We start from the raw sequence: 22,528 nt of genomic DNA, 5'->3' as shown, positions 1-22,528 counted from the left end.
CGGATGGAGTCGAAAACGCGGCTGGCGGCCGGGTCGTGGGACCCGGCCGCCAGCCGCATCGATCGATCACTATCTGTCCCCGTGGAACGGGAGTCGGTGGCTAGCCACCGCCGCCACGACCATTGCCGTTTCCGCCTCCGCCGCCGTCGTCGCCCTCCGGCGGGAATTCCGGATCACCGCCGCCGGTGTCACCGCCGGCCGGCGGGCAGATCAGCGGGGGCGGATTCGGTCCCTGGCAGATGGGGTTGCCACCACCGGGATTGCCACCACCCGGGTTCGGCGGAACCGGCGGAGGCGTCTCTTTCTTCTTGCCGTTGCCGGCCTCCTTGTCGCCGAGCTCCTTGGAGTCCGGCAGGGACATCGCCGGCTTGCCGGCCAGGGCCTTGTTCATGTACTTCTGCCAGATGTCGGCCGGCAGTCCACTACCGCCGATGTTGTCGCCGCCCTTGGTCTTGATCTCGGGCTTGTCCGGATCCTTGCTGCCCACCCAGACCGCGGTGGCGATCTGCGGGGTGTAGCCGACCATCCAGGCGTGCGCGTTGAACTCGGTCTTGGCGTATTCCCAGGTGCCGGTCTTGCCGGCCTCCTCGCGGCCCTCGATGTTGCCGTTGTTCTCCTTGGGAATGTTCTTCAGCACCGAGGTGACCTCGTCGGCCACGTCCTTGCGGATCCGCTGCTTCGGATCAGCCTTCGCGCCGCCGATCTTCTTCCACCGGCCGGTCTCCTTGTCCTGCTGCTCGATCAGCTCGATGAAGTGCGCCTTGTTGTAGACGCCGCCGTTGGCGAGCGTGGCCAGCCCGTTGGCGTGGTCGAGCACGGTGATCGGGTACTGCCCGTACGCCACCACGTTGAAGAACGGGTCCGGCGCCAGCTCCTCCGGCTTCTCCTTGGTCAGGTCGTGCCACTTCGGCGGGTTTTCCTTGGTCTCCCACATCGTCCGGACGCCGGCCTGCCGGGCCATCGACAGCACCTTGTCCGCGCCGATCTTCTCGGTCACGTGGTAGAACGGCACGTTGTACGACCTGATGGTGGATTCCTTGAGCGTGCAGGCCTGATCACAGGTCTTCCGCACGTCACGACCGGCGTTCTGCACCCTGATCTCGGTGTCCTTGACCGTGAACGGCCGGGCGTCCCAGATCGAGTCGATCGAGATCCCCGCCTCGATCGCGGCCGCCAGGGTGTAGACCTTGAAACTCGAGCCCGGCGGGTGGCCGCCGCTCAGGCCCCCGGCCGAGTCGGTGTTCAGGCCGGCGTAGTCGTAGTCCGCCCCGCTGTCGCCACCGTAGTAGGCCAGCACCTTGCCGGTCTTCGGCTCGACCGAGACCAGCGCGGCCATCAGGTTCTTGGGCTGCTCGTAGATCGGCGAGCCCTTCTTGCGCTGCGCCGCGTTCTCGGCCTCCGCCTGCAACTTCCAGTCGATGGTGGTGGTGATCCTGTAGCCACCGTCCCGGAGCGCCGTGGAGCAGTCGACCTTGCCGGCCGGCGGCGCGCCGAGGGTGCAGAGCCCGCGCTCCGCCATCTCGGCCTTGACGTAGTTGACCACGTTACCGCGCGGGGTCTTCACCCCGAGGGCCTCGTTGGCGCTCTTCCTCTTCTGCACCTTCGGATAGGTCAGCTTGGCCCGCTCCTCGGGCTTGAGCCACTTCTCCTCGACCATGCCGTTGAGGACGTACTCCCAGCGGGCCTTGGCCTCTTCGGGGTTGTCCGCCGGATCGAAGCCCTTGTGTCCGCTGGCCGTGTCGACCTGCGGCTGCTTGATCACCGCCGCCAGCACCGCGCCCTCGGCCACGCTGAGCTTGCTCGCCGGCTTGTTGAAGTAGGTCAACGCCGCGATCTCGATGCCGTACGCACCCCGACCGAAGTAGATCGTGTTGAGGTAGTGCTGCATGATCTCGTTCTTGGTGAACTTTTCGTTCAACTTGGAGGCGAGGATCGCTTCCTTGACCTTGCGCTGGTAGCTGTCGTCCTGGAGATTCTCGTACGCGTTCCGGGCGTACTGCTGGGTGATGGTCGAGGCACCCTGCTTGCTGCCGCCGGTGAAGTTGTTCCAGGCGGCCCGGGCGATGCCGACGTAGTCCACACCGTCATGCTTGTAGAAGTTGCGGTCCTCGGCCGAGGCGACCGCCTTCTGCACGTAGTCCGGAATCTGCTTGATCGTGACGATCTGCCGGTTCTCGTCGCCCAGCTTGGCGATGAAGTTCTTCTTGTCGGCGGCGTAGATCGTGGTCGACAGCGGCAGCGGGAGCTGGTTCGGCATCGGGACGCTTGTCGAATACCAGGTCGCGGCGACCACGCCGCCGCCGGCCAGCATGATGAAGACGGCGAAGGCAGCGATCAGCATGTTGACCCGCTTGCGCTTCTTGGCCCGCTTCTGCGCCGCCGGGTCGAGGTCACCCGCGCCCCGCCGGCCCCGCCGGCCACCGGGCCCGTTCGGGTCGTCCGGTCCGCCCGGCCCGGCTGGCGAGACGGGCACGACGGCCCGGCCCACCCGGGCCCGGCCGGCGGCGCCGTTCGCGCCGCCGCCACTGACCGAGGCGGTGCCGACCGTGGCCCGGCCGGCGGAGGCCCGGCCGGCGCCGTAGCCGCCACCGGAGCCCGGCGCCTCGGGAACCGACGCGCTGCCGACCCCGGCCCGGCCACCGACCTGGGCCCGCCCGGAGGGAGCCGAGCCGACCGAGGCGGAACCGACCGACGCGGAACCGACCGACGCGGAACCGGAGGCGGGCGACACCGGTGCGGCCCAACCGCCGTCGGCGGAGGCCCGCCCCGGTGGTGTGGCCCGGCCGGAGGAGGCCCGGCCGCTGGCGCTGGCCCGGGCCGAGGCGCCGCCGGCCCGGCCGCTGTTGGCGGGCCAGCCGCCCTGGTCACCGTCGGACGAGCGGCGAGCGGCTCCCGGGTCGTCCCAGGACGGGCGCTGGTATGGATCGTCCGCTGGTCCGTGGTCGCCGTTCGCGCCCGGGTACTGGGCCCGACCGCGCGCGGAACTAGGATCGCCGTACGAGTTCATTCGTCACACCCTGCCGGTCGCGGTGATGGCCATGCGCGCCACCACCGGGTTGCCGTGAGTTGGGACACGCTCCACCCGGGATCGGACACGCCGATCTACGGATGGTGCGACGTCGGAAAAACCGGACTTATCCGGTTTGCGGGGTAGGACTCGTCCCATCGGCGGGGGGAAGATCCCGCGGGCCGGGGAACGAGTCGCAGTCACCGGCGCGCCTCGCGCCTTCGTCTGACCGAGGTGCCCGTCGACGCGGCCACGGCCGCACCGGCGGCTGGCCCGGCGCCCACGCTGTCGTCACCGGAGACGCCGTCCCGGCCGAGCAGGAACTGCTCGACGAGATGGTTCCAGTCGCAGCCGCGGCACACCTCCACCACGTAGACCTGGAACTCACGCAGGGTCATCGCCAGCACCGAAAGCTCCGCTCGGGTGCGGGCCTGACCGGCCGACTGCTTGAGCTCATCGCCGTAAATGTAGTGGACGTGGGTCAGATTTTCTCGCCGGCAGACCGGACAGAGCGTCTCGGTCGGCTCGCCGTGGAACCGGGCAGCGTTCTTGAGGTACGGCGAGGCGTCGCAGACCTCGTACGTCCCCACCCGGCCCGAATGCACCTCACGCAGCACCGCTCGCTTCTGTAGCGAGTAGTCGACGACCTGGCGCTGCGAACGCATGGGCAGAAGAGTACTGGGTCCGGCCGGACGAGGCGACCATCGTCACTTACTGTGATCGAACCCGTGCCCTACGAGGGTTTGCCTCGTTGCTCCAGAGGGTCTACGGTGCGATGTATCGGGCCGATACATCGGGCCGGTGAACGGGCTCCCAACGGCGGGCAGCCACTGGGGTCCGACGGAGACACGGAGAGGGGTGCTCGTGCTCGAGCTCGCCATCCTCGGTCTCCTGCAGGAGTCCCCGATGCACGGCTACGAGCTCCGCAAGGAACTCGCCGCCAAGCTCGGGGCGATCCGGGCGGCGATCAGCTACGGCTCGCTCTATCCGACCCTGCGTCGGTTGCAGGCGGCCGGCTGGATCACCGAGGCGGCCGAGACACCGGCCACCGCGGAGGAGATCCCGGCGCTGACCAGCCGTCGAGGGCGGGTCGTCTACAAAATCACCGCGGAGGGCAAGGAACGGTTCGCCGAACTGATCGCCCAGACCGGTCCAGAGAGTTACGAGGACACCGGGTTCGGGGTGCATTTCGCGTTCTTCGCCCGTACCGACCGAGCGACCCGCCTCCGGATCCTGGAGGGCCGGCGCCGCAAGGTGGAGGAGCGTCGCGAGGGCCTGCGCGACGTGTTGAGCCGAGCGGCCGAACGGCTCGACGCGTACACGCTCGAACTTCAGCGACACGGCCTCGACGCCTGTGAGCGCGAGGTCCGCTGGTTGGAGGAGCTCATCGCCAACGAGCGCTCCGGCCGGACCCCGGATGGGTCCACCCCGGGCACCGACCCGGGTCCGTCAAGAGAGAACATCCCGCCTCCGCCTGGGTAGTCCAGGAATGAGTCGGAGCGGCCGTGATGAACACAAAGGAGGCAAACGCGATGGGCTCCGTCCGCGTCGCCATCGTCGGTGTGGGTAACTGCGCCTCGTCCCTGGTCCAGGGCGTCGAGTACTACCGCAATGCCGACCCCAACGACCGCGTCCCGGGTCTCATGCACGTCACCTTCGGCGACTACCACGTCTCGGACGTGGAGTTCGTCGCGGCGTTCGACGTCGACGCCAAGAAGGTGGGCATGGACCTCGCGGAGGCGATCGTCGCCAGCGAGAACAACACCATCAAGCTCTGCGACGTACCGCCGACCGGCGTGCTCGTGCAGCGCGGCCCGACCCTGGACGGGCTGGGCCAGTACTACCGGGAGATCGTCGAGGAGTCCGACCGCGAGCCGGCCGACGTCGTCGCCGCGCTGCGCGAGGCCCGGGTCGACGTGGTGGTCTGCTACCTGCCGGTGGGCTCCGAGGAGGCCGCGAAGTTCTACGCCACGGCCGCGATCGAGGCCGGCTGTGCCTTCGTGAACGCGCTGCCGGTCTTCATCGCCTCCGACCCCGCCTGGGCGCAGAAGTTCGTCGACGCCGGGCTGCCGATCGTCGGTGACGACATCAAGAGCCAGGTCGGCGCGACCATCGTGCACCGGGCGCTGGCCAAGCTCTTCGAGGACCGGGGTGTCGAGCTGCTGCGCACGTACCAGCTCAACTTCGGCGGCAACATGGACTTCATGAACATGCTGGAGCGCAGCCGCCTGGTCTCGAAGAAGATCTCCAAGACCCAGTCGGTGACCTCCCAGATCCCGCACGAGATCAACAAGGGCGACGTGCACATCGGGCCGTCGGACCACGTGCCGTGGCTGGACGACCGCAAGTGGGCGTACATCCGGCTGGAGGGGCGCTCCTTCGGCGACGTACCGCTGAACGCGGAGCTGAAGCTCGAGGTCTGGGACTCGCCCAACTCGGCCGGCGTCATCATCGACGCGGTCCGGGCCGCCAAGATCGCCCTGGACCGGGGTATCGGCGGTCCGATCCTCTCGGCGTCGAGCTACTTCATGAAGTCGCCGCCGGAGCAGTACGCCGACCACGACGCCCACCAGGCCGTCGAGGACTTCATCGCCGGCACCATCGAGCGCTGACGACGACACCCGGCAGGCGGGGTCGGACCGGAAACGGTCCGGCCCCGTCTGCTGTTTCCCGGACGAGTTGCCTCCTTACCCCCAGGGGGTATATTCGACTCCGAGGGGGTGATCGGTCGTGCACCACGACCACCAGCACCACGACGAGCAGCAGCACGGGCAGCACCAGCAGCACCAGCAGCACCAGCAGCACCAGCACGACAAGCATGCCGGGCACGATCCGGAGGCGTTCCGCCGGAAGTTCTGGCTGAGCCTGGCGCTGACCGCGCCGATCGTGCTGACCAGTCACATGGTGATGGACTGGTTCGGCTACTCGCTCGACTTCCCCGGAATGTCGCTGGTCGGGCCGGTGCTCGGCTCGGTGGTCTTCCTCTACGGCGGCTGGCCGTTCCTGGTCGGCGGGCTCCACGAGCTGCGCGACCGTACGCCGGGGATGATGCTGCTGATCTCGATGGCGATCACCGTCGCGTACGTCGCCTCGCTCGCCACCAGCCTGGGCGCGTTCGACCTCGACTTCTGGTGGGAACTGGCCGCCCTGGTCACCATCATGCTGCTCGGGCACTGGCAGGAGATGAAGGCCATCGGCCAGGCTCGGGGCGCACTCGCGGCACTGGCCGCCCTGTTGCCGGACGAGGCCGAGCGGGTCGATGCCGACGGCGGCGTACACCGGGTGCCGCTGACCGGGCTGGGTGTCGGCGACGTGGTGCTGGTCCGCCCCGGCGCCCGGGTACCGGCCGACGGCCGGGTGCTGGACGGCACCGCCGAGCTGGACGAGTCGATGATCACGGGCGAGTCCCGCCCGGTCTCCCGTACCGCCGGCGACCGGGTGGTGGCCGGCACCGTGGCGACCGACTCGTCGATCCGGGTCCGGATCGACGCCGTCGGCGACGACACCGCGCTGGCCGGGATCCAGCGGCTGGTGGCCCAGGCGCAGCAGTCCAGTGGTCGCGCCCAGGTGCTCGCCGACCGGTTCGCCGCCTGGCTGTTCTACATCGCCACCGCCACGGCCGCGGTGACCTTCGTGGTCTGGACCGCGCTCGGCGACATCGACGAGGCGGTGGTGCGTACGGTGACGGTGCTGGTGATCGCCTGCCCGCACGCGCTCGGCCTGGCGATCCCGCTGGTGATCGCGCTCTCCACCGCCGTGGCCGCCAAGGCCGGCATCCTGGTCAAGGACCGGTTGGCGCTGGAGCGGATGCGCTCGGTGGACACCGTGCTGTTCGACAAGACCGGCACGCTGACCCGGGGCGCGCACACCGTCACCGCCGTCGCCGCCGGCCCCGACCTCGCCGCCGACCAGCCGTCTCCGGACCGCCCCGGTCCGGCCGGCGACCGGACGGGCAACGCCGAGGACGAGGCGCTCGGGACGGGCGGCGCCGAGGACGAGCTGCTCCGGCTGGCCGGCGCGGTCGAGGCGGAGAGCGAACACCCGCTCGCCCGGGCCATCGTCGCGGCCGCCGCCGGCCGGGGCGGCGCGGCCGCCGCCACCGGCTTCCGCGCGCTGACCGGCCGGGGCGTGCGGGCCGACGTCGATGGTCGGGACCTCGCGGTCGGCGGGCCGGCGCTGCTGCGCGAGCTGGCCGCCCGGCCCGGCCCCGACCTCGACCGGGTCACCGCGGACTGGTCGGCGCGCGGAGCCGCCGTGCTCTATCTGGTACGCCTCGATGGCGCCGCCCCTCGCGTGCTCGGCGCGCTGGCGCTGGAGGACGAGGTACGCCCGGAGGCGGCCGAGGCGCTCACCGAGCTGCGGGCCGAGGGGGTGCGCCGGATCGCCATGATCACTGGTGACGCCCGGCCGGTCGCCGAGACGGTCGCCGGGAAGCTCGGCTTCCGACCGGGGGTGGACGAGGTCTTCGCCGAGGTGCTCCCGGCGGACAAGGACGACAAGGTGACCGACCTCCAGCGCGCGGGCTCGACGGTGGCGATGGTCGGTGACGGGGTCAACGACGCCCCGGCACTGGCCCGGGCCAGCGTCGGCATCGCGATCGGCGCCGGCACCGACGTGGCGATCGAGTCGGCCGGCGTGGTGCTCGCCTCCTCCGACCCGCGCGGGGTCACCGGTGTCATCCGGCTGTCCCGGGCCTCGTACCGGAAGATGATCCAGAACCTCGCCTGGGCCGCCGGCTACAACGTGGTGGCGCTGCCGCTCGCCGCCGGGGTGCTCGCCTGGGCCGGGATCGCACTGAGTCCGGCGGTCGCCGCCGTACTGATGTCCGGCTCCACCATCGTCGTGGCGCTGAACGCCCAACTCCTCCGCCGGGTACGGCTGACCCCGCCGGCACGCTGAATCCGCCGACGGGCGCGGTGACGCCTATATATAGGGTCCTCACGCCCAGGCGCGCTCGAAGGCGATCCGCGCCTCCAGTTCCAGCAACTGGCGCTTCCGGGGCAGGCCACCGCCGAAGCCGACCAGCTTGCCGCCGGCTCCGACGATCCGGTGGCAGGGCACGATCACCGGGATCGGGTTGCGGTTGCAGGCCACCCCGACCGCCCGGGCCGCCCCGGGGTCACCGACCGCCGCCGCCACCTCGCCGTAGGTGCGCGTCTCGCCGTACGGGATCTTCGACATCTCGGTCCAGACCGCCCGCTCGAACTCCGAGCCCCGGCGTACCGAGAGCGGCACGGCGAACTCGGTCAACTCACCGGCGAAGTACCCCCGCAACTGCGCCACCGCCGCCGGCAGCCCGGCGGTGTCCGGGTCGGGGGCCTCGGGCAGGGCGGTGGCGGGCAGCGCCCCCTCCACCGGCCCGAAGTGCACGCCGCAGACGCCGACGTCGTCGACCCTGACGGAAAGCTCCCCGATCGGGGAGTCGAGCACGGTCCAGCGCATCCCACCATTCTCACCTCAGGCCGGGTCGAGCAGTGCGGCGACCTCCGCGAGTACCCGGTCCACGTCCTCGGCGGTGACGTGCCGGTGCGTCACGGCCCGGAGCTGCCCCCGGCCCAGCTCGGCCAGCCGGACCCCGGCGTCGGCGAGCCGGGCGATGAACGACTCGTGGCTGAACCGGTCGTCGACGACCCGGAACATCACGATGTTGGTCCGCACCCGGGCCGGGTCGATCTCGATCCCGGCGATCCCGGCCAGCCCGTCGGCGAGCCGCCGGGCGTTCGCGTGGTCCTCGGCCAGCCGGCCGACCATCGTGTCGAGCGCGACGATGCCGGCCGCGGCGATCACCCCGACCTGGCGCATCCCGCCGCCGAGCATCTTGCGGATCCGCCGCACCCGGTCGACGAACTCCCGGTCGCCGGCCACCACGGAACCGACCGGCGCGGACAACCCCTTGGAGAGGCAGACCTGGACCGAGTCGGCGTGCCGGGTCAGCTCGGTGACCGGTACGCCCAGCGCCACCGCGGCGTTGAACAGCCGGGCCCCGTCCAGGTGCACCGCCATCCCCTGGCGCCGGCCGAACTCGGCCACCTCGGCCAGGTACGCCCCGGGCAGCGGTACGCCGCCGCACCGGTTGTGGCTGTTCTCCACGCTGATCAGCGCGGGCGGGGCGAACTGCGGGTCGTCCGGGTCCTCCGGCAGCGCGGCGGCGAGCCGGTGCACCGGCAGCCGGCCGTCCGGCTCGGTCCGGACCGGTTCCAGTACCACCCCGCTGCACACCGAGGCGCCGCCCGCCTCGTACACGTAGATGTCCGACTGGTCGCCGACCAGCGCCTTGCTGCCGCGCGGACAGTGCGCGGTGATCGCTGCGAGGTTGGCCATGGTGCCGCTGGGCACCAGGCAGGCCGCCGGCTTGCCGAGCAGTTCGGCCGCCCGCTCCTCCAGCTCGTTCGCGGTCGGGTCCTCGCCGTAGACGTCGTCGCCGAGCGGGGCCCGGGCGATCGCCGCCATCATCTCCGGGGTGGGACGGGTGAAGGTGTCGCTGCGCAGTTCCACGGTGGTACGGACGATCGTGGACGTCATCGGTGCGCCTCCTGAACGGCGGGGCCGGGAATCGGCGAGGGCGGTGGGACGGGCTGGCTCGCGGCACGCTGGGCGAGCAGGGCGCCGCAGAGCACGATCACGCCGCCGAGCAACTGGACCGGGCTGAGCCGCTCGCCGAGTACCAGCCAGGCGACCAGGGCGGCTATCACCACCTCGACGGTGGCGATGACCCCGGCCACCGGGGCGGAGAGCAGGCGTACCGCGCCGATCCCGGTGGTGTAGGCGAGCACCGTGCTGACCACGACGATCCAGCCGACCAGGACGAGGACCGGCAGGACCGTACCGGCGACGCTGGCCTCGCCGAGCAGTGTCGACCACGGCAGTTGCCAGGGCTGGGCGACCAGGCCCAGCACCACCGCGCCGACCGCCATCCCGCCGGCGGCCAGCGCCAGCGCGTCGCCCTCGCCGGCCAGCCGGTCCGACAGCACGAAGAAGGACGCCTGGCAGGCGGCCGACCCGATGCCGGCGAGCAGCCCCAGCAGGTCCAGTTGCAGTCCGCTCCAGACCTGCACGACCACGGCGATGCCGCAGACCGCGAGCAGGGCACCGGCGAACGCCTCCCGGGGCAGCCGGGTACGCCGGACCAGCACCAGCCACCCGATCACCAGCGCCGGGGCGAGGTATTCCAGCAGCAGGGCGATCCCGACCGGCAGCCGGGACACCGCGAAGAAGTAGCAGACCTGGACCCCGGCGATGGAGAGCAGGCCGTACCCGACCAGCAGTGCCCGGTGCCGGCGGACCAGGGTGCGCAGCGCCGGACCACGGATCGCCAGGGCGAGCGGGACCAGCAGCACCGCCGCGCCGGCCAACCGCAGCCAGACGGTGTCCAGCGGGGTGAGGCCGGCGTCGATCACCGCCTTCGCGGCCGGTCCCGAGGTCCCGAAACTGAACGCGGCGGACAGGGCCAGGGCCAACCCGGGTACGGCCGCGCGGGGCACGGCGGGCCGGACGGGTGTGGAGGTCGCGGTCATCTCAGCTGTTCTCCCATTCGAACTGCGCGGTCAGCCGCCGGAGTTCGGCGTCGGCGACCCGGACCGCCACGGCCGGACTCTCGGCGCAGGACAACACGTGCCCGACCCGGTCGGTGAAGTCGCCGCGCGGCCGGTAGTGGTCCCCGGCCCGGGGCCGGGCCACCACCTCGACCGTGCGCGGATCCGACCCCGTCGGCGCGGCCGGTACCCGGCGGAACCGACCGGCGCGGTCGAACAGCAGGAACCGGATCGAGGCCGCCCGCCGGTGCGCGGGCACCGGCGGCGCGACGGCCTCGCCGACCACCTGGGCGAGATGCTGGCCGATCAGGTCGATGCCGGTGGCGAGTTGAACCAGCCGCGGAATGTTGCCGCCGGCCAGTCGCGGGTTCACCTCGATCACGTACGGGCCGTCGGCGGCCAGCCGCAGCTCGACGTGGACCGGGCCCCAGCCGATGCCGAGGGCGGCGACGGCCTGTTCGGCGGTGCCGCGTACCGCCGCGTCCAGCTGGTCCGGCAGGTTCGCCTCGACGTCGTGGCCCACCTCGACAAACCAGGGCGGGGAGCCGAGGTGTTTGCGGACCACCACCAGCGCCCGGCCGTTCCAGACCTCGACCGACACCTCGGGACCGTCGACGAAGTCCTCGACCAGTACGCCCGCGATCCGGGGCATTCCGCGCTCGTTCACCCCGCCGGCCAGCAACTCCGCCGCCGCGCCGGCACACTCGGCCGGATCCGCGCAGAGCCGTACCCCGACCGAGCCGGAGCCGTCGACCGGCTTGACCACCACCGGGCCGCCCCGGCGCTCCGCCGCCGCCCGGGCCTGCTGCACGGTCGTGCAGAGCCGCCAGCCCGGCACCGCGACACCGGCGGTCGACAGCACCCGGCGGGAGAGTTCCTTGTTCCGGCACCGGAGCACCGCCTCGGCCGACGGGTGCGGCAGACCCAGTTCCTCGGCGGCGCGGGCGGCGACGACCACGAAGTACTCGCTGCTGCTGGTGATCCCGGCGACCCGGTCCGGGCCGACGCTCCGGCACCACCCGGCGACCTCGGCCGGGTTGCCGGTGTCCAGGGTCGCCACCTCGTCGTACCGGTCCAGCCAGGGTCGGTAGCGGCCGGTCTCCCGCGCCAGCAGCGCGGTCCGGTACCCGAGCGCGGTGGCCGCCTCGGCGAACAGCCCCCCGGTGCCGGTGGTGTTGCTCTCCACGAACACGGCGTACCGGTCAGACACCGACGCCCTCCTCGACCAGCGGGCCGACCGGCTGCTCGACGGCGGCCGGGGCGACGGTGCCCCCGTCGGGCTGGTCGTCGTCGACCCGGTCGTCGTTGCCCTGGACGTCGCCGCCCTCGGCGTCGACCTGGTCCAGCAGGCGCTGCCGCCAGTGCGCCGCGACGTCGAGGTGCCCGGCCGCGGCGGCCGCCCGGCCCCGCAGCCCGGCGTGCAGCCGTGGCCACAGGGCGGCGAAGGACTCCGGCCCGGGCCCGCCGCCGAACCGGGCGGCCCGGACGGCCTCACCGACGTCGAGCGTGTCGAGCAGCTCCGCCGCCCGCCGCTCGATCGGCGGGCCCGGCTGGACCGGACGGCCGGACTCGATCCCGGTGATCAGCCGGCCGACCACCTCGTGCGCCCGCCGGAACGGATGGCCCTCGACCACCAGCCGGTTCGCCACCGCGGTGGCGGTGGTCCAGTGCCCGGCGGCGTGCCCGGCCATCCGGTCGACCCGGGGCCGGGCGCCGGAGAGGTGCATCCGGAGCAGTCGGAGCACGTCGATGGTGTGCGCGTACGCCGGCCACGCCTCGGCCATCGCCTCCGTGCCGACCTCGATGGAGTTGGTGAACGGCGCGGACCGGGTGGCGGCGAGCACCGCCGTCTGGGCGCCGAGCACCCGGGCCGCCCGGCCGCGTACGTGTTCGAGCAGATAGGCGTTGCGCTTCTGCGGCATCGCCGAGCTGGATCCGACGAGGTCGTCCGGCAACCGGAGCAGGGCCGGCTCGGCGCTGGTCCAGAGTTGCAGGTCGAGCGCCACCCGCGAGGCGGTCACCGCGACCGAGGCGGCGATCGCGAGCACCGCCGAGACGGAGTCCCGGCTGGCCACGGCGTCCAGCGCCACCGGGTGCGGCGCGGCGAACCCGAGCAGCCGGGCGGTCAGCTCCGGGTCGATCGGCAGGTCGGTGCCGGCCATCGCACCGGCGCCGAGCGGGCAGCGGGACAGGTGCGGGATCTCGGCCAGCAGCCGGTCCGCCTCGCGGCCCAGTGCGGCCGCCACCCCGGCCAGGTAGTACCCGTAGGTGATCGGCACCGAGGGCTGGAAGTGGGTGAATCCGGCGAGTACGGCCGCCCGGTGCCGGCGGGCGGCGTTCAGCGCCACCGCCTCGGTACGCAGCGTCTCGCGCAGTACCGCCGCGTGCCACTCCCGGAGGCGCAGCGCGCAGATCGTCGCCTTGAGGTCGTTGCGGGACCGGCCGCTGTGCAACCGGCCGGCGACCTCGGCACCGGTGACCTCGGCGAGGTGGGACTCGTAGAGCAGGTACAGCCCGCGTGGCGCGTGCCGGCCGCGCAGTGCCCGGTAGCCGTCCCGGTCCAGGTCGTCGATCGCCGCGATCAGCCGGCCCGCGTCGCCGGCCCCGATCAGCCCCCGGCTGCGGAGCATCACCAGGTGGGCCCGGTCCACCGCCGTCATCAGGTGCAACTCGTCGTCGATCGCCGCGTCGGCCGTCTCGCCGAAGACGATCCGGCGCGCTCCCGGCAGGGCCGCCCGGGTGAGTCGCCCGGTCCCCGGGCCCGCCGCGTCAGCCACCATGCACCCCGCCGGCCGCCGCCTCCACCAGGCCGGCGGCGTACGCCGCCGGGCGCCGGTCCCAGTGCAGGTAGCTCCACCCGTCGAGGCCGTCGCGCGGGTCGTCGACCAGCCGGGGCGCGGCCGGGACCTCGGGCTCGGTGTTCCGGTGCAGCCACTCGTCGGAGTAGACCGTGTCCTGGTAGCGGTGTCCCTCGTCGGGCAGCAGCACCACGTGCAGCCGCCCCGGGTCGCGCCGGGCGTACCAGGAGGCGACGGCGTAGCCGGCGCCGCTGGTCGGACCCATGTAGACGGCGTGCCGGCGGTGCAGTTCCCGGGTGGCGCGCACGGCGTGGCCGTGGGAGAGCCAGTGCACGTCGTCGAAGACGGTGTGGTCGACGTTGGCCGGCATCAGGCTGTTGCCGAGCCCGCGCAGCGGACGCGGCCCGTCCGGCTGGCCGAAGATGACGCTGCGGTGGGTGTCGACGCCGACCGCCCGCAGCTCGGGGCAGACCTCGCGGAGGAACCGGGCCGTACCGCACATGCTGCCGCCGGAACCGACCGTGCCGACCAGTACGTCGATCCGGCCGAGCCGTTCGAGCAGCAGGTCCGCCACGGCCGAGTACGACAGCGGGTTGTCCGGGTTGCGGTACTGCTCCGGGCAGAACGCCGCCGGGTCGTCGCGCAGCAGCCGGGCCACCCGGTCCAGCCGGGGTTGCTGGTAGCCGCCGCCCGGCGCCGGCTCGGTGACGATCTCGATCTCCGCGCCGAGGTCCCGCAGCCGGGCGGCCAGCCGGTCGTCGATGACCGGGTCGCTGACCAGGGTCAGCCGCCAGCCGTGCAGCGCCGCCTCGATCGCCAGGGCCAGCCCGAAGGTGCCCGAGGTGGTCTCCACGATCCGCCCGCCCGGGCGGAGCCGGCCGTCGGCGGCGGCCCGCCGCAGGATGTACCGCGCGGGTACCAGCTTCATCAGGGTGAACGCCGCGCCCACCAGGTTCGGCCCCAGCCGGACCAGCTTCGGCATGGCGATGGCGTCGGAGTAGGTCCCGGAGAAGACGTCCGGGTACGTGTCGGCGGCCCGGCCGGTCATCGGTGCACCGCCCGCCAGTGCGACTCGTACGGCGCGTACCGGTAGGTCTCGGCGATGCCGAGGCTGGCCAGTCCGGCCCGGCACCGTTCGCTGGCCGCCCGCGCGGCGCGCGGATCCCGGCCGTCGAAGAGCACACCGGCGACCGTGCCACTGTGCGCGACCTGTACGCCGACCGCGCCCACCGCCTCGGCGAGCCGACGCAGCTCCGGCATCAGCGGCAGCGGGACAAACCGCTGGTTGATCTCGGCGCTGCGGGTGGCCACCCGACCGAGCAGTACCGGGTCGCCGTGCCGGACGGCGTGCCGGGTCGCCCCGAGCAGCGCGCCGAGCTGGGAGATCTCCGCCGGGGTGTACTCGGCCGGCGGCAACTCCAGGGTGTCCACTCCGGTCGGTGCGAGTACGCACCCGACGACCAGCAGCGGCGGCAGCTCCGGACCGAGCACGTCGAGGACCCGGCCCTCCCGGTGGGCGAAGAGCGGCACCGAGCCGGAGAACATCACCGAGTCGGCGGCGTACTCCGCGGCGATGGCCAGCCGGGCCACCGTACGGCCCGGGAGCCGGTGGCCGGCGGCGTCCGAGACCGCCCGGATGGTGGCCACCACGTCGGCGGTGGACGAGCCGAGCCCGAGCCCGACCGGGATGTCCGAGCTGAGCGAGACCTGGCAGCCGTGTTCGACTCCGAGCAGGTCCAGGGTGAGCCGGGCCGCCCGGCCCGCCTTGGTCTTCCATTCGGGCTGGACCACGATCCCGGCCTGGTCCGGCGACAACTCGGCGCTGGCCACCGCGGCGACGTCCGGCAGCGGAAGGGTGACCAGGGCCCGCACCAGCGAGCCGTCGATCCAGAACGCGCCCTGGAGCAACTCGCCGTGGTGCCCCCGGCACATCCCGAGGCCGGTGCGCGGTGTCGGGTCGAGGTTGTCGACCGCGGGGTTCCCCCGCCAGTCGATGATCCGTTCGTCGAGGAGCGACATCAAACCCCCAGCCAGGTTACGGACACGTCGTCGGCCGGCAGTCCGGGCGCACGCGGGAGTCGGCGCAGGTCGCGCGCCAGATCGGATCGTGGGTCGTGGATAGCGGTGGCACGGGTTGCCGTCGTCGAAACCCGTTGTCGAACACCGCAGCCCCCGTGCGTCGGTGCCGGAACATTCCGTTCGGTTGGCGAGTCTAGGGGAGCCGACCGAACCGCGACAAGCCTTATCCGGATTTGGCGTCGCGCGTTTCGATGTGACGCTCGGTCAGCGGGCGCCCGGGTCGGGCCGGAGCGAGAGCGGCGTCCGCTCCGGCCGGACCGTCCAGGCCGGACGCCGATCCCCCGGGCGCTCGGGCGGCCGACCGGAGCGGAATGCGGTTCGACATGCGGATCGTGGTCGGCCGATCGGTCCGGTCGGCCGTCGGACACCCGGCACCGGAGGCGTACCCGAGCCGGCCGTCCCAGGATTCGGGAGATGGGCCGCAGGAGAGAATCTCACGTTCCGTATGCCTCGATCCCGGCCACGAGGGGCGCACACAGAGTGCAGAGGGAAGCGGGATCAGCCAAACGTGATCATCTGACTACGTTGGGTACTGATGGACCTCGATCGACCGCCACCCGCCCGGAGAGACGGGTTGCCTACCGTCCTATCCGGGGTCTAACGTCCGGCCGAGGTAATCGCATCCGTCGATTGTTCACGGAATGCGGGCCGTTGTATCCCGGCCAACGTCGCATGCGGGGAGGCGACAGGCGATGGCGTACTGACAGTTCTCTCGATCACCCGACGAATTACGTCGGAGGCACCGTCGGCGACAATTCCCGGTGAGCGCCCGAACGGCCGACCCACCGAGTCCCCGGGCACCCGCGACCCAGCCGCGCGCAACGGCTGCTACCTGCGGCTTTTCCTGGCCGACCATCGGTGAAGAGCCACGCTCCACACCAGCCACAGTGGCGTGGCTGACCACTTCATGTCGACGATCGTAGGTCTGGCTACGAGACGTCGTGCCGTACTCCACTCGGCCAGGATGGCTCAGGTGAACACGATGAAAACGGATTATGAACCCCTGTTCCAGGTACGTGCGGAAACCGGGATTGCGGCGCCACCGGACGTGGTGTACGCGATCGTCACAGACCTTTCCCGAAGTGGCGAATGGAGCCCGGAATGCACCGGCGGGAAATGGATCTCCGGCATTCCCGGCACCGTCGGCGCGATCTTCCAGGGAGACAACCGGCGCGATCCCGAGGTGGTTGCCTGGGCACCGGTGGTACGCGGAACCTGGAGCACCACCTGCGAGGTGGTCGACGCCGAGCCGGGCCGGATCTTCAGCTGGGCGATGCGGGACAGTTCGGGGTGCCGGCAGGACAGCGTCTGGACGTACGAGTTCACCGGCGCTGGCGACGGCGGTTGCCGACTGGTCCACCGGTTCCGGATGGGCGCGCCGACCGAGGGCATCCGGTCGATCACCGCCGGGCTCACCCCGGCCGACCGCCAGCGGTTCTTCGCCGACTGGACCGGCAAGTTGGCCGACGACCTGGCGACGACGCTGGCCCGGATCAAGACCGTGATCGAGACGAGCGGGACCGGGCCGGAGTCCGGCACCCCGCGCTGACCCAGGAAGGATCGACATGCTGCTGCAACGGATCGGCAACTCTGGCATCGGGCTGGGTACCCTCCTCGACCGGGCCGCCGCCCGACACCCGGCCAACGTCGTCGTCCTCGACCACGACCTGGACGTCGCGCCCGAACTGGGCCGGCGGTGCACCGTCGCCGAACTCGCCGACCTGGTGGACGACGTCGCGTCCCGGCTCTGGGCGGCGAAGGTCCGCCCAGGTGAACGGGTGGTGGTCTACAAGTCCGACGGCTTCGACATCCCGCTCCTCGCCTTCGCCGCGGCCCGGATCGGCGCCGTACCGGTGCTGCTCTCACCCAAGCTGGACGGCGGTACGGCCGCGGAACTGCTCCGCCGGGCCCGGCCGGCGTACCTGCTGACCGACCGCACCAAGCTGGACGCCGAACTGCCGCCGACGGTGCACGAACTGGCCGAGCGGGTGCTGCTGGCCGCCGGTGAGCACCCGGACGCCGTCGGGCTGCACGGGCTGGCCGGTACGCCCCGGGTGCCTGCGGTCACCATGCCGCCGGACCACCCGGCGCTGGTGACGCACACCTCCGGGACGACCGGGATCCCCAAGATGGCGGTGCACACCGGCCGGACGCTGCTGGCCCGGTACCGCCCGCAGGCGACGGCGGCGGCGCTGGTGCGGCGGCGGGAGACCGTGGCGGTGCACGTCTCGTTCGTACACTCCCGGATGGTCAGCGCGATGGCGATCACCCTGCTGCGCGGCGCGCCGCTGCTGATCCTCGCCGACGAGGACCCGGCCCACGTCGCGGAACTCTTCGCCCGGCTGCGCCCCGGCGTCATCGAGGCACACCCGAACTCCTTCATGCTCTGGGAGGAACTGGCCGACGACCCCCGCGAGCCGCTGGCCAACGTGCGGTACTTCAGCAGCACGTTCGACGCCATCCACCCGCGTACGATCCACCGGCTGTTGAACGCCTCCCGTCGCCGCTCGCCACGGTTCGCCCAGCTCTACGGCCAGAGCGAGACCGGCCCGGTGGTCGGCCGGACGTACACCCGGCGCTGGACCGGCGGCACCGACGGCCGCTGCGTCGGCATGCCGTTCCCGGGGATGACCGACGTCCGGGTCGTCAGCCGCGACGGCAGGCCGCCCTCCCCGTCGTCACCGGGCTACATCGAGGTACGCAGCGACGGGCGCGCGGTGACCTTCCTCGGCGAGCCGGAGCGCTACCGGCAGCAGGTCGACGGCGACTGGTGGCGGATGGGTGACGTGGGCTACCGGACCCGCTGGGGCTGCCTGCACCTGCTCGACCGCGAGGTCGACATCGTCCCCGGCTTCGGCAGCACGCTGGTCGCCGAGGACACCCTGCTGGCCCGGCTGGCCGACCTCACCGAGGTGGTCGTGGTCCCGGACCCCGACGGTCGGGCCGTACCGGTGGTCTGCACCCGCAACGACCGGCCACTCGACCTGGAGGCGTGGCGGACGGCCGCCGCCGACCTGCCGCCGATGGCCCCACCCGTGCACTGGCGGCTCAACGAGCTGCCGCACACCGCGACCACGAAGATCAAGCGGCTCGAACTGGCGCGGATCCTCGCCAGCCGGAACGGCGACCGGTAGCGGCGCCATGGTCAGCTACGACATGGCCGGACGGGTCGCCGTGGTCACCGGGGCGGCCGGCGGGATCGGCGCGGAACTGGTCCGGGCGCTGGCCCGGCAGGGTGCCAGCGTCGCCGCCGTCGACAACGACGCCGAACGGCTGCGCGCGGTCACCGCGACGATCCGCGCTGCCGGAACCGTACTGGCGTTTCCCGGCGACGTCACCTCCAGCATCGCGGCCGAGGGCCTGACCGGTGCCGTCGAGGGCCGGCTCGGGCCGATCGACTTCCTGGTCAACGGGGCGGGCGTGCTGCACACCGGCGAGGCCCGGACGCTGACCGACCTGGCCTGGGCGACCACCTTCGCGGTGAACACCACCGGGGTGTTCAACGTCTCCCGGGCGGTGGTGAACCGGATGGTGCCGCGCCGGCGCGGGGCGATCGTCACCGTGGCGTCGAACGCCGCCGGCACGCCCCGGGTCGGGATGGCCGCGTACGCCGCCTCGAAGGCCGCGGCCACGATGTTCACCAAGACGCTCGGTCTCGAAGTGGCCCGGTACGGCATCCGCTGCAACGTGGTCGCGCCCGGATCCACCGACACCCCGATGCTCAGCAAGCTGTGGACGGACGGCAACGGGCGCCGGCAGACGATCGAGGGAACCCCGGACGTCTTCCGGCTCGGCATCCCGCTCGGCAAGCTCGGCCAGCCGTCGGACGTGGCCAGCGCGGTGCTGTTCCTCCTCTCCGACCAGTCCGGCCACATCACCATGCACGACCTGACCGTCGACGGTGGCGCCACCCTCGGCGTCTGATTGGAGCGAGCCGACGTGGGGATTCCGAACCGCATCGCCTACGCCATGCCGGTCCCCCGGGACCTGCCCGACAACATCGCCGACTGGACCCCGAGACCGGACCGGGCGGTGCTGCTGGTCCACGACATGCAGCGGTACTTCCTCCGGCCGTTCGCGGCCGGCACGGCACCCCTGGTCGACCTGGTACGCAACGTCGCCGCCCTGCTCGACCGGTGCCGGGAACTCGGCGTCCCGGTGGCGTACACCGGGCAGCCGGGCGGGATGAGCGACGCGCAGCGCGGCCTGCTGAAGGACTTCTGGGGGCCGGGCATGACCGCCGAGCCGGCACACCGGCAGGTGGAGCCGGCGCTCGCGCCCCGACTGGGCGACTGGTTCTTCGTCAAGTCCCGCTACAGCGCGTTCCACCGCACCGGCCTGCTCGACCGGCTCCGGGCCGAGGGCCGGGACCAACTCCTGGTCTGCGGCGTCTACGCCCACGTGGGCGTACTGATGACCGCCTGCGACGCCTTCTCGCACGACATCCAGCCCTTCCTCGCCGCCGACGCCGTCGCCGACTTCGGTGCCGAACAGCACCGGATGGCGCTGGACTACGCGGCCGGCCGGTGTGCCGTGGTGGCACCGGCCCGGACACTGCTCACCCAGCTCTCAGCCGTGCGGGTGCCGGGTTGACGGCCCGCGACGAAAGGACCCTGTGATGACGTTCTCCTCGGCACCGGCCGCCGCCGGGCCGCCGCGCGGTGCCGCCGATCCCGGTCCGTCGGTGCTGGACCGGGTACTGGCGGACCGGCCCGGCCCGTTCGCCCTGCTGCACCGGCCGGAGCTGACCGGACCGGGCCGGGTCGAGGTGCTGCTCGGCCGGGTACACACGCTGGAGCGGCTCGCGGACGTGCCGCTGCCCGACCCGGTCCCCGGCGGCTCCGGGCCCGGGACCCTGGTGCTGGTCCCCTACCGGCAGATCGCCGAGCGGGGCCACGCCACCCCCGACGACGGCACGCCGCTGCTGGCGATGACCGTCGACCAGCACGCGGTGGTCCCGGTCGCCGAGGTGCGGCAGCGGATCCCGGACGCGCCGGTCACGCTCTCCGGCGGCCACTTCGACCTGGACGACGACGGCTACGCGGAGCTGGTCCGCACGGTGCTGGCCGACGAGATCGCCACCGGGCAGGGCGCCAATTTCGTGCTCAAGCGGTCGTTCCTGGCCGACATCACCGACTACACGCCCGGGACGGCGCTGACCGTCTTCCGGCGGCTGCTGGCCGACGAGTCCGGCGCGTACTGGACGTTCGTCGTGCACACCGGGGACCGCACGCTGGTCGGGGCCAGCCCCGAACGGCACGTCAGCGTGGTCGACGGTACGGCCACGATGAACCCGATCAGCGGGACGTACCGCTATCCGGCGTCCGGTCCCACCCTCTCCGGGGTGCTCGACTTCCTCGCCGAGGCGAAGGAGACCGACGAGCTGCACATGGTCGTCGACGAGGAACTCAAGATGATGGCCCGGATCTGCGACGACGGGGTACGGGTCGTCGGGCCGTACCTGAAGGAGATGGCCCGGCTCGCCCACACCGAGTACCTGATCGAGGGGCGTACCCGCCGGGACGTGCTCGACGTCCTCCGGGAGACCATGTTCGCCCCGACCGTCACCGGGAGCCCGGTGGAGAGCGCCAGCCGGGTGATCAGCAAGTACGAGCCGGCCGGTCGCGGCTACTACAGCGGCGTCGTCGCGCTGATCGGCCGGGACGGCACCGGCACACGCACCCTGGACTCGGCGATCCTGATCCGCACCGCCGAGATCGACCGGACCGGGCGGCTCCGGATCACGGTCGGCTCCACCCTGGTCCGGCACTCCGAACCCGCCGCCGAGGCGGCGGAGACCCGGGCGAAGGCGGCCGGGCTGCTCGCCGCCTTCCAGGCCCGACCGGCTCCCCGGTTCGGGACGCATCCGGCGGTCCGGCACGCGCTGACCCGGCGTACCGAGCGGGTGGCCGGGTTCTGGCGCAGCTGCTCCGCCGGGCGGGGCGGCGGGCTGGCCGGGCGGCGGGTGCTGGTGGTCGACGCCGAGGACAACTTCACCTTCATGCTCGGCCACCAGCTCCGGGCACTCGGCCTGCGGGTCACCATCCGGCGGTTCGACGAGCCGTACTCGATCGACGACCACGACCTGGTGGTGCTCGGTCCAGGCCCGGGTGATCCGCGCGCCGTGGGCCACCCGAAGATCGCGCACCTGCGGCGCACCGCCCGGCGGTTGCTGGACGAGGCGCGGCCGTTCCTCGCCGTATGCCTGAGCCACCAGGTGCTCAGCGACCTGCTCGGCTTCCGGCTGGCCCGGCTGGACGCGCCGAACCAGGGCGTGCAGAAGGAGATCGAACTCTCCGGACGTCCGGTCCGGGTCGGGTTCTACAACAGCTTCGCCGCGCAGAGCGAGGCGGACCAGGTGCGCTGCGCCGACCCCGCCGGCCTGGTCGAGGTGGATCGGGACCGGACCACCGGCGAGGTGTACGCACTGCGCGGGGCGAGGTTCCGCTCGATCCAGTTCCATGCCGAGTCGATCCTCACCGAGGGCGGCGTCGACATCCTGCACGAGTTGGTCGGCTCGGTACTGCGTACCCGGCTCGCCGAACCGGTGGCGGCGCGGAGCTGATCCGCGCGGGACGGCAGACAGACCGAATCCGGATGTCTAACATCTGGGTTATGCGGATAAGCGAAGGGGTCGAATGGGGACTGCACTGCTGCCTCACGCTCGCCTGGATCGGCGACGACGAGCCGGTGTCGGCACCACGGCTGGCAACCTGGTTCGAGTTGCCGCCCGCCTATCTGAGCAAGTGCCTCCAGGGGCTCGTCCGCGCCGGCATCCTGAGCTCCACCCCCGGGGTACGCGGCGGGTTCCGGCTCGCCCGGCGACCGGCGGAGATCACGGTGATGGACGTGGTCACGGCGGTCGAAGGCCCCGAGCCCGCGTTCCGGTGCACCGAGATCCGGCAACAGGGCCCCGGTGTCGACCCGTCGGCGCCGGAGTTCCGCCGGCCCTGCGCGATCACCGCGGTGATGCGCCGCGCCGAGCTGGCCTGGCGGCGGGAACTGGCCGGGCAGACCCTCGCCGACCTGATGTCCGCCGCACCGCCGCAGGCGGCCGAGCGGGCCCAGCAGCGCCACCGGCTGCTCCGCGGCTGACCACCACCCGGCCCAGC

The 22,528-nt window shown here is 72.3% G+C and carries 18 protein-coding genes; 9 read left to right on the top strand and 9 right to left on the bottom strand.

Annotated features, from left to right (window positions below):
- Positions 1 to 100 precede the first annotated feature (100 nt).
- Positions 101 to 3,007, bottom strand: coding sequence for a transglycosylase domain-containing protein (locus AAH979_RS35020; protein WP_346262411.1), 2,907 nt, complete (start codon positions 3,005 to 3,007; stop codon positions 101 to 103).
- Positions 3,008 to 3,207: 200 nt separating this feature from the next.
- Positions 3,208 to 3,672, bottom strand: coding sequence for a DUF5318 domain-containing protein (locus AAH979_RS35015; protein WP_318399883.1), 465 nt, complete (start codon positions 3,670 to 3,672; stop codon positions 3,208 to 3,210).
- 199 nt (positions 3,673 to 3,871) lie between these two features.
- On the opposite strand from AAH979_RS35015, the gene AAH979_RS35010 reads away from it, so the two are divergent.
- The 3 genes from AAH979_RS35010 (at position 3,872) to AAH979_RS35000 (ending at position 7,906) form a co-directional block, all read left to right on the top strand.
- Positions 3,872 to 4,489 (top strand): PadR family transcriptional regulator, encoded by a 618-nt coding sequence (locus tag AAH979_RS35010; RefSeq protein WP_346262417.1) that lies wholly within the window; start codon positions 3,872 to 3,874, stop codon positions 4,487 to 4,489.
- A gap of 50 nt (positions 4,490 to 4,539) precedes the next feature.
- Positions 4,540 to 5,619, top strand: coding sequence for an inositol-3-phosphate synthase (locus AAH979_RS35005; protein ID WP_346262410.1), 1,080 nt, complete (start codon positions 4,540 to 4,542; stop codon positions 5,617 to 5,619).
- A gap of 247 nt (positions 5,620 to 5,866) precedes the next feature.
- Positions 5,867 to 7,906 carry an HAD-IC family P-type ATPase gene (locus AAH979_RS35000; protein ID WP_346262416.1) on the top strand — a complete coding sequence of 680 codons (2,040 nt, stop codon included), beginning with the start codon at positions 5,867 to 5,869 and terminating at the stop codon, positions 7,904 to 7,906.
- A gap of 39 nt (positions 7,907 to 7,945) precedes the next feature.
- Here the strand turns inward: AAH979_RS35000 and AAH979_RS34995 are convergent, their stop codons facing one another.
- The 7 genes from AAH979_RS34995 to AAH979_RS34965 are packed head-to-tail and all read right to left on the bottom strand — an operon-like array spanning position 7,946 to position 15,356.
- On the bottom strand, positions 7,946 to 8,449 hold the full coding sequence (locus tag AAH979_RS34995) for a methylated-DNA--[protein]-cysteine S-methyltransferase (RefSeq protein ID WP_346262409.1): 504 nt from the start codon (positions 8,447 to 8,449) through the stop codon (positions 7,946 to 7,948).
- Between the two features lie 15 nt (positions 8,450 to 8,464).
- Positions 8,465 to 9,529, bottom strand: a complete 1,065-nt coding sequence (gene ltaE / locus AAH979_RS34990; RefSeq protein ID WP_346262408.1) for a low-specificity L-threonine aldolase — start codon at positions 9,527 to 9,529, stop codon at positions 8,465 to 8,467.
- On the bottom strand, positions 9,526 to 10,521 hold the full coding sequence (locus tag AAH979_RS34985; RefSeq protein ID WP_346262407.1) for an EamA family transporter: 996 nt from the start codon (positions 10,519 to 10,521) through the stop codon (positions 9,526 to 9,528). The genes ltaE and AAH979_RS34985 overlap by 4 nt, the downstream gene beginning before the upstream one ends.
- Position 10,522: 1 nt before the next feature.
- On the bottom strand, positions 10,523 to 11,749 hold the full coding sequence (locus tag AAH979_RS34980; RefSeq protein WP_346262406.1) for an ATP-grasp domain-containing protein: 1,227 nt from the start codon (positions 11,747 to 11,749) through the stop codon (positions 10,523 to 10,525).
- Positions 11,742 to 13,316, bottom strand: a complete 1,575-nt coding sequence (locus AAH979_RS34975; protein WP_346262405.1) for an argininosuccinate lyase — start codon at positions 13,314 to 13,316, stop codon at positions 11,742 to 11,744. Before AAH979_RS34975 ends, AAH979_RS34980 begins: the two co-directional genes overlap by 8 nt.
- Positions 13,309 to 14,385 carry a cysteine synthase family protein gene (locus AAH979_RS34970; protein ID WP_346262404.1) on the bottom strand — a complete coding sequence of 359 codons (1,077 nt, stop codon included), beginning with the start codon at positions 14,383 to 14,385 and terminating at the stop codon, positions 13,309 to 13,311. The genes AAH979_RS34975 and AAH979_RS34970 overlap by 8 nt, the downstream gene beginning before the upstream one ends.
- Positions 14,382 to 15,356, bottom strand: coding sequence for a hypothetical protein (locus AAH979_RS34965; RefSeq protein ID WP_346262403.1), 975 nt, complete (start codon positions 15,354 to 15,356; stop codon positions 14,382 to 14,384). Before AAH979_RS34965 ends, AAH979_RS34970 begins: the two co-directional genes overlap by 4 nt.
- A gap of 1,042 nt (positions 15,357 to 16,398) precedes the next feature.
- On the opposite strand from AAH979_RS34965, the gene AAH979_RS34960 reads away from it, so the two are divergent.
- The 6 genes from AAH979_RS34960 to AAH979_RS34935 are packed head-to-tail and all read left to right on the top strand — an operon-like array spanning position 16,399 to position 22,511.
- Positions 16,399 to 16,965: an SRPBCC family protein gene (locus tag AAH979_RS34960; protein WP_346262402.1), complete on the top strand. Its 567-nt coding sequence runs from the start codon at positions 16,399 to 16,401 to the stop codon at positions 16,963 to 16,965.
- A 16-nt stretch (positions 16,966 to 16,981) separates the two neighbouring features.
- Positions 16,982 to 18,550, top strand: coding sequence for an AMP-binding protein (locus AAH979_RS34955; protein ID WP_346262401.1), 1,569 nt, complete (start codon positions 16,982 to 16,984; stop codon positions 18,548 to 18,550).
- A 7-nt stretch (positions 18,551 to 18,557) separates the two neighbouring features.
- A complete protein-coding gene (locus AAH979_RS34950; protein ID WP_346262400.1) occupies positions 18,558 to 19,340 on the top strand; it encodes a 2,3-dihydro-2,3-dihydroxybenzoate dehydrogenase in 783 nt (260 codons plus the stop codon).
- Between the two features lie 15 nt (positions 19,341 to 19,355).
- On the top strand, positions 19,356 to 20,009 hold the full coding sequence (locus AAH979_RS34945; protein ID WP_346262399.1) for an isochorismatase family protein: 654 nt from the start codon (positions 19,356 to 19,358) through the stop codon (positions 20,007 to 20,009).
- Between the two features lie 25 nt (positions 20,010 to 20,034).
- Positions 20,035 to 21,981 carry an anthranilate synthase family protein gene (locus AAH979_RS34940; protein WP_346262398.1) on the top strand — a complete coding sequence of 649 codons (1,947 nt, stop codon included), beginning with the start codon at positions 20,035 to 20,037 and terminating at the stop codon, positions 21,979 to 21,981.
- Positions 21,982 to 22,031: 50 nt separating this feature from the next.
- Entirely contained in the window at positions 22,032 to 22,511 is a 480-nt protein-coding gene (locus AAH979_RS34935; protein ID WP_346262397.1) for an Rrf2 family transcriptional regulator, read from the top strand.
- The last annotated feature ends 17 nt before the right edge of the window (positions 22,512 to 22,528 follow it).

This window comes from Plantactinospora sp. ZYX-F-223 (genome assembly GCF_039649625.1).
In the GTDB taxonomy this organism is placed as follows: Bacteria; Actinomycetota; Actinomycetes; order Mycobacteriales; family Micromonosporaceae; genus Plantactinospora.
This window is presented reverse-complemented; position numbering and strand designations above follow the sequence as displayed.

What these genes read in the sequence shown, in the direction of transcription:
- AAH979_RS35020 (WP_346262411.1), bottom strand. Translation starts at nt 3,007, where the DNA reads ATGAACTCGTACGGCGATCCTAGTTCCGCGCGCGGTCGGGCCCAGTAC.
- AAH979_RS35015 (WP_318399883.1), bottom strand. Translation starts at nt 3,672, where the DNA reads ATGCGTTCGCAGCGCCAGGTCGTCGACTACTCGCTACAGAAGCGAGCG.
- AAH979_RS35005 (WP_346262410.1), top strand. Translation starts at nt 4,540, where the DNA reads ATGGGCTCCGTCCGCGTCGCCATCGTCGGTGTGGGTAACTGCGCCTCG.
- AAH979_RS34995 (WP_346262409.1), bottom strand. Translation starts at nt 8,449, where the DNA reads ATGCGCTGGACCGTGCTCGACTCCCCGATCGGGGAGCTTTCCGTCAGG.
- ltaE (WP_346262408.1), bottom strand. Translation starts at nt 9,529, where the DNA reads ATGACGTCCACGATCGTCCGTACCACCGTGGAACTGCGCAGCGACACC.
- AAH979_RS34985 (WP_346262407.1), bottom strand. Translation starts at nt 10,521, where the DNA reads ATGACCGCGACCTCCACACCCGTCCGGCCCGCCGTGCCCCGCGCGGCC.
- AAH979_RS34970 (WP_346262404.1), bottom strand. Translation starts at nt 14,385, where the DNA reads ATGACCGGCCGGGCCGCCGACACGTACCCGGACGTCTTCTCCGGGACC.
- AAH979_RS34965 (WP_346262403.1), bottom strand. Translation starts at nt 15,356, where the DNA reads ATGTCGCTCCTCGACGAACGGATCATCGACTGGCGGGGGAACCCCGCG.
- AAH979_RS34960 (WP_346262402.1), top strand. Translation starts at nt 16,399, where the DNA reads ATGAAAACGGATTATGAACCCCTGTTCCAGGTACGTGCGGAAACCGGG.
- AAH979_RS34955 (WP_346262401.1), top strand. Translation starts at nt 16,982, where the DNA reads ATGCTGCTGCAACGGATCGGCAACTCTGGCATCGGGCTGGGTACCCTC.
- AAH979_RS34950 (WP_346262400.1), top strand. Translation starts at nt 18,558, where the DNA reads ATGGTCAGCTACGACATGGCCGGACGGGTCGCCGTGGTCACCGGGGCG.
- AAH979_RS34940 (WP_346262398.1), top strand. Translation starts at nt 20,035, where the DNA reads ATGACGTTCTCCTCGGCACCGGCCGCCGCCGGGCCGCCGCGCGGTGCC.
- AAH979_RS34935 (WP_346262397.1), top strand. Translation starts at nt 22,032, where the DNA reads ATGCGGATAAGCGAAGGGGTCGAATGGGGACTGCACTGCTGCCTCACG.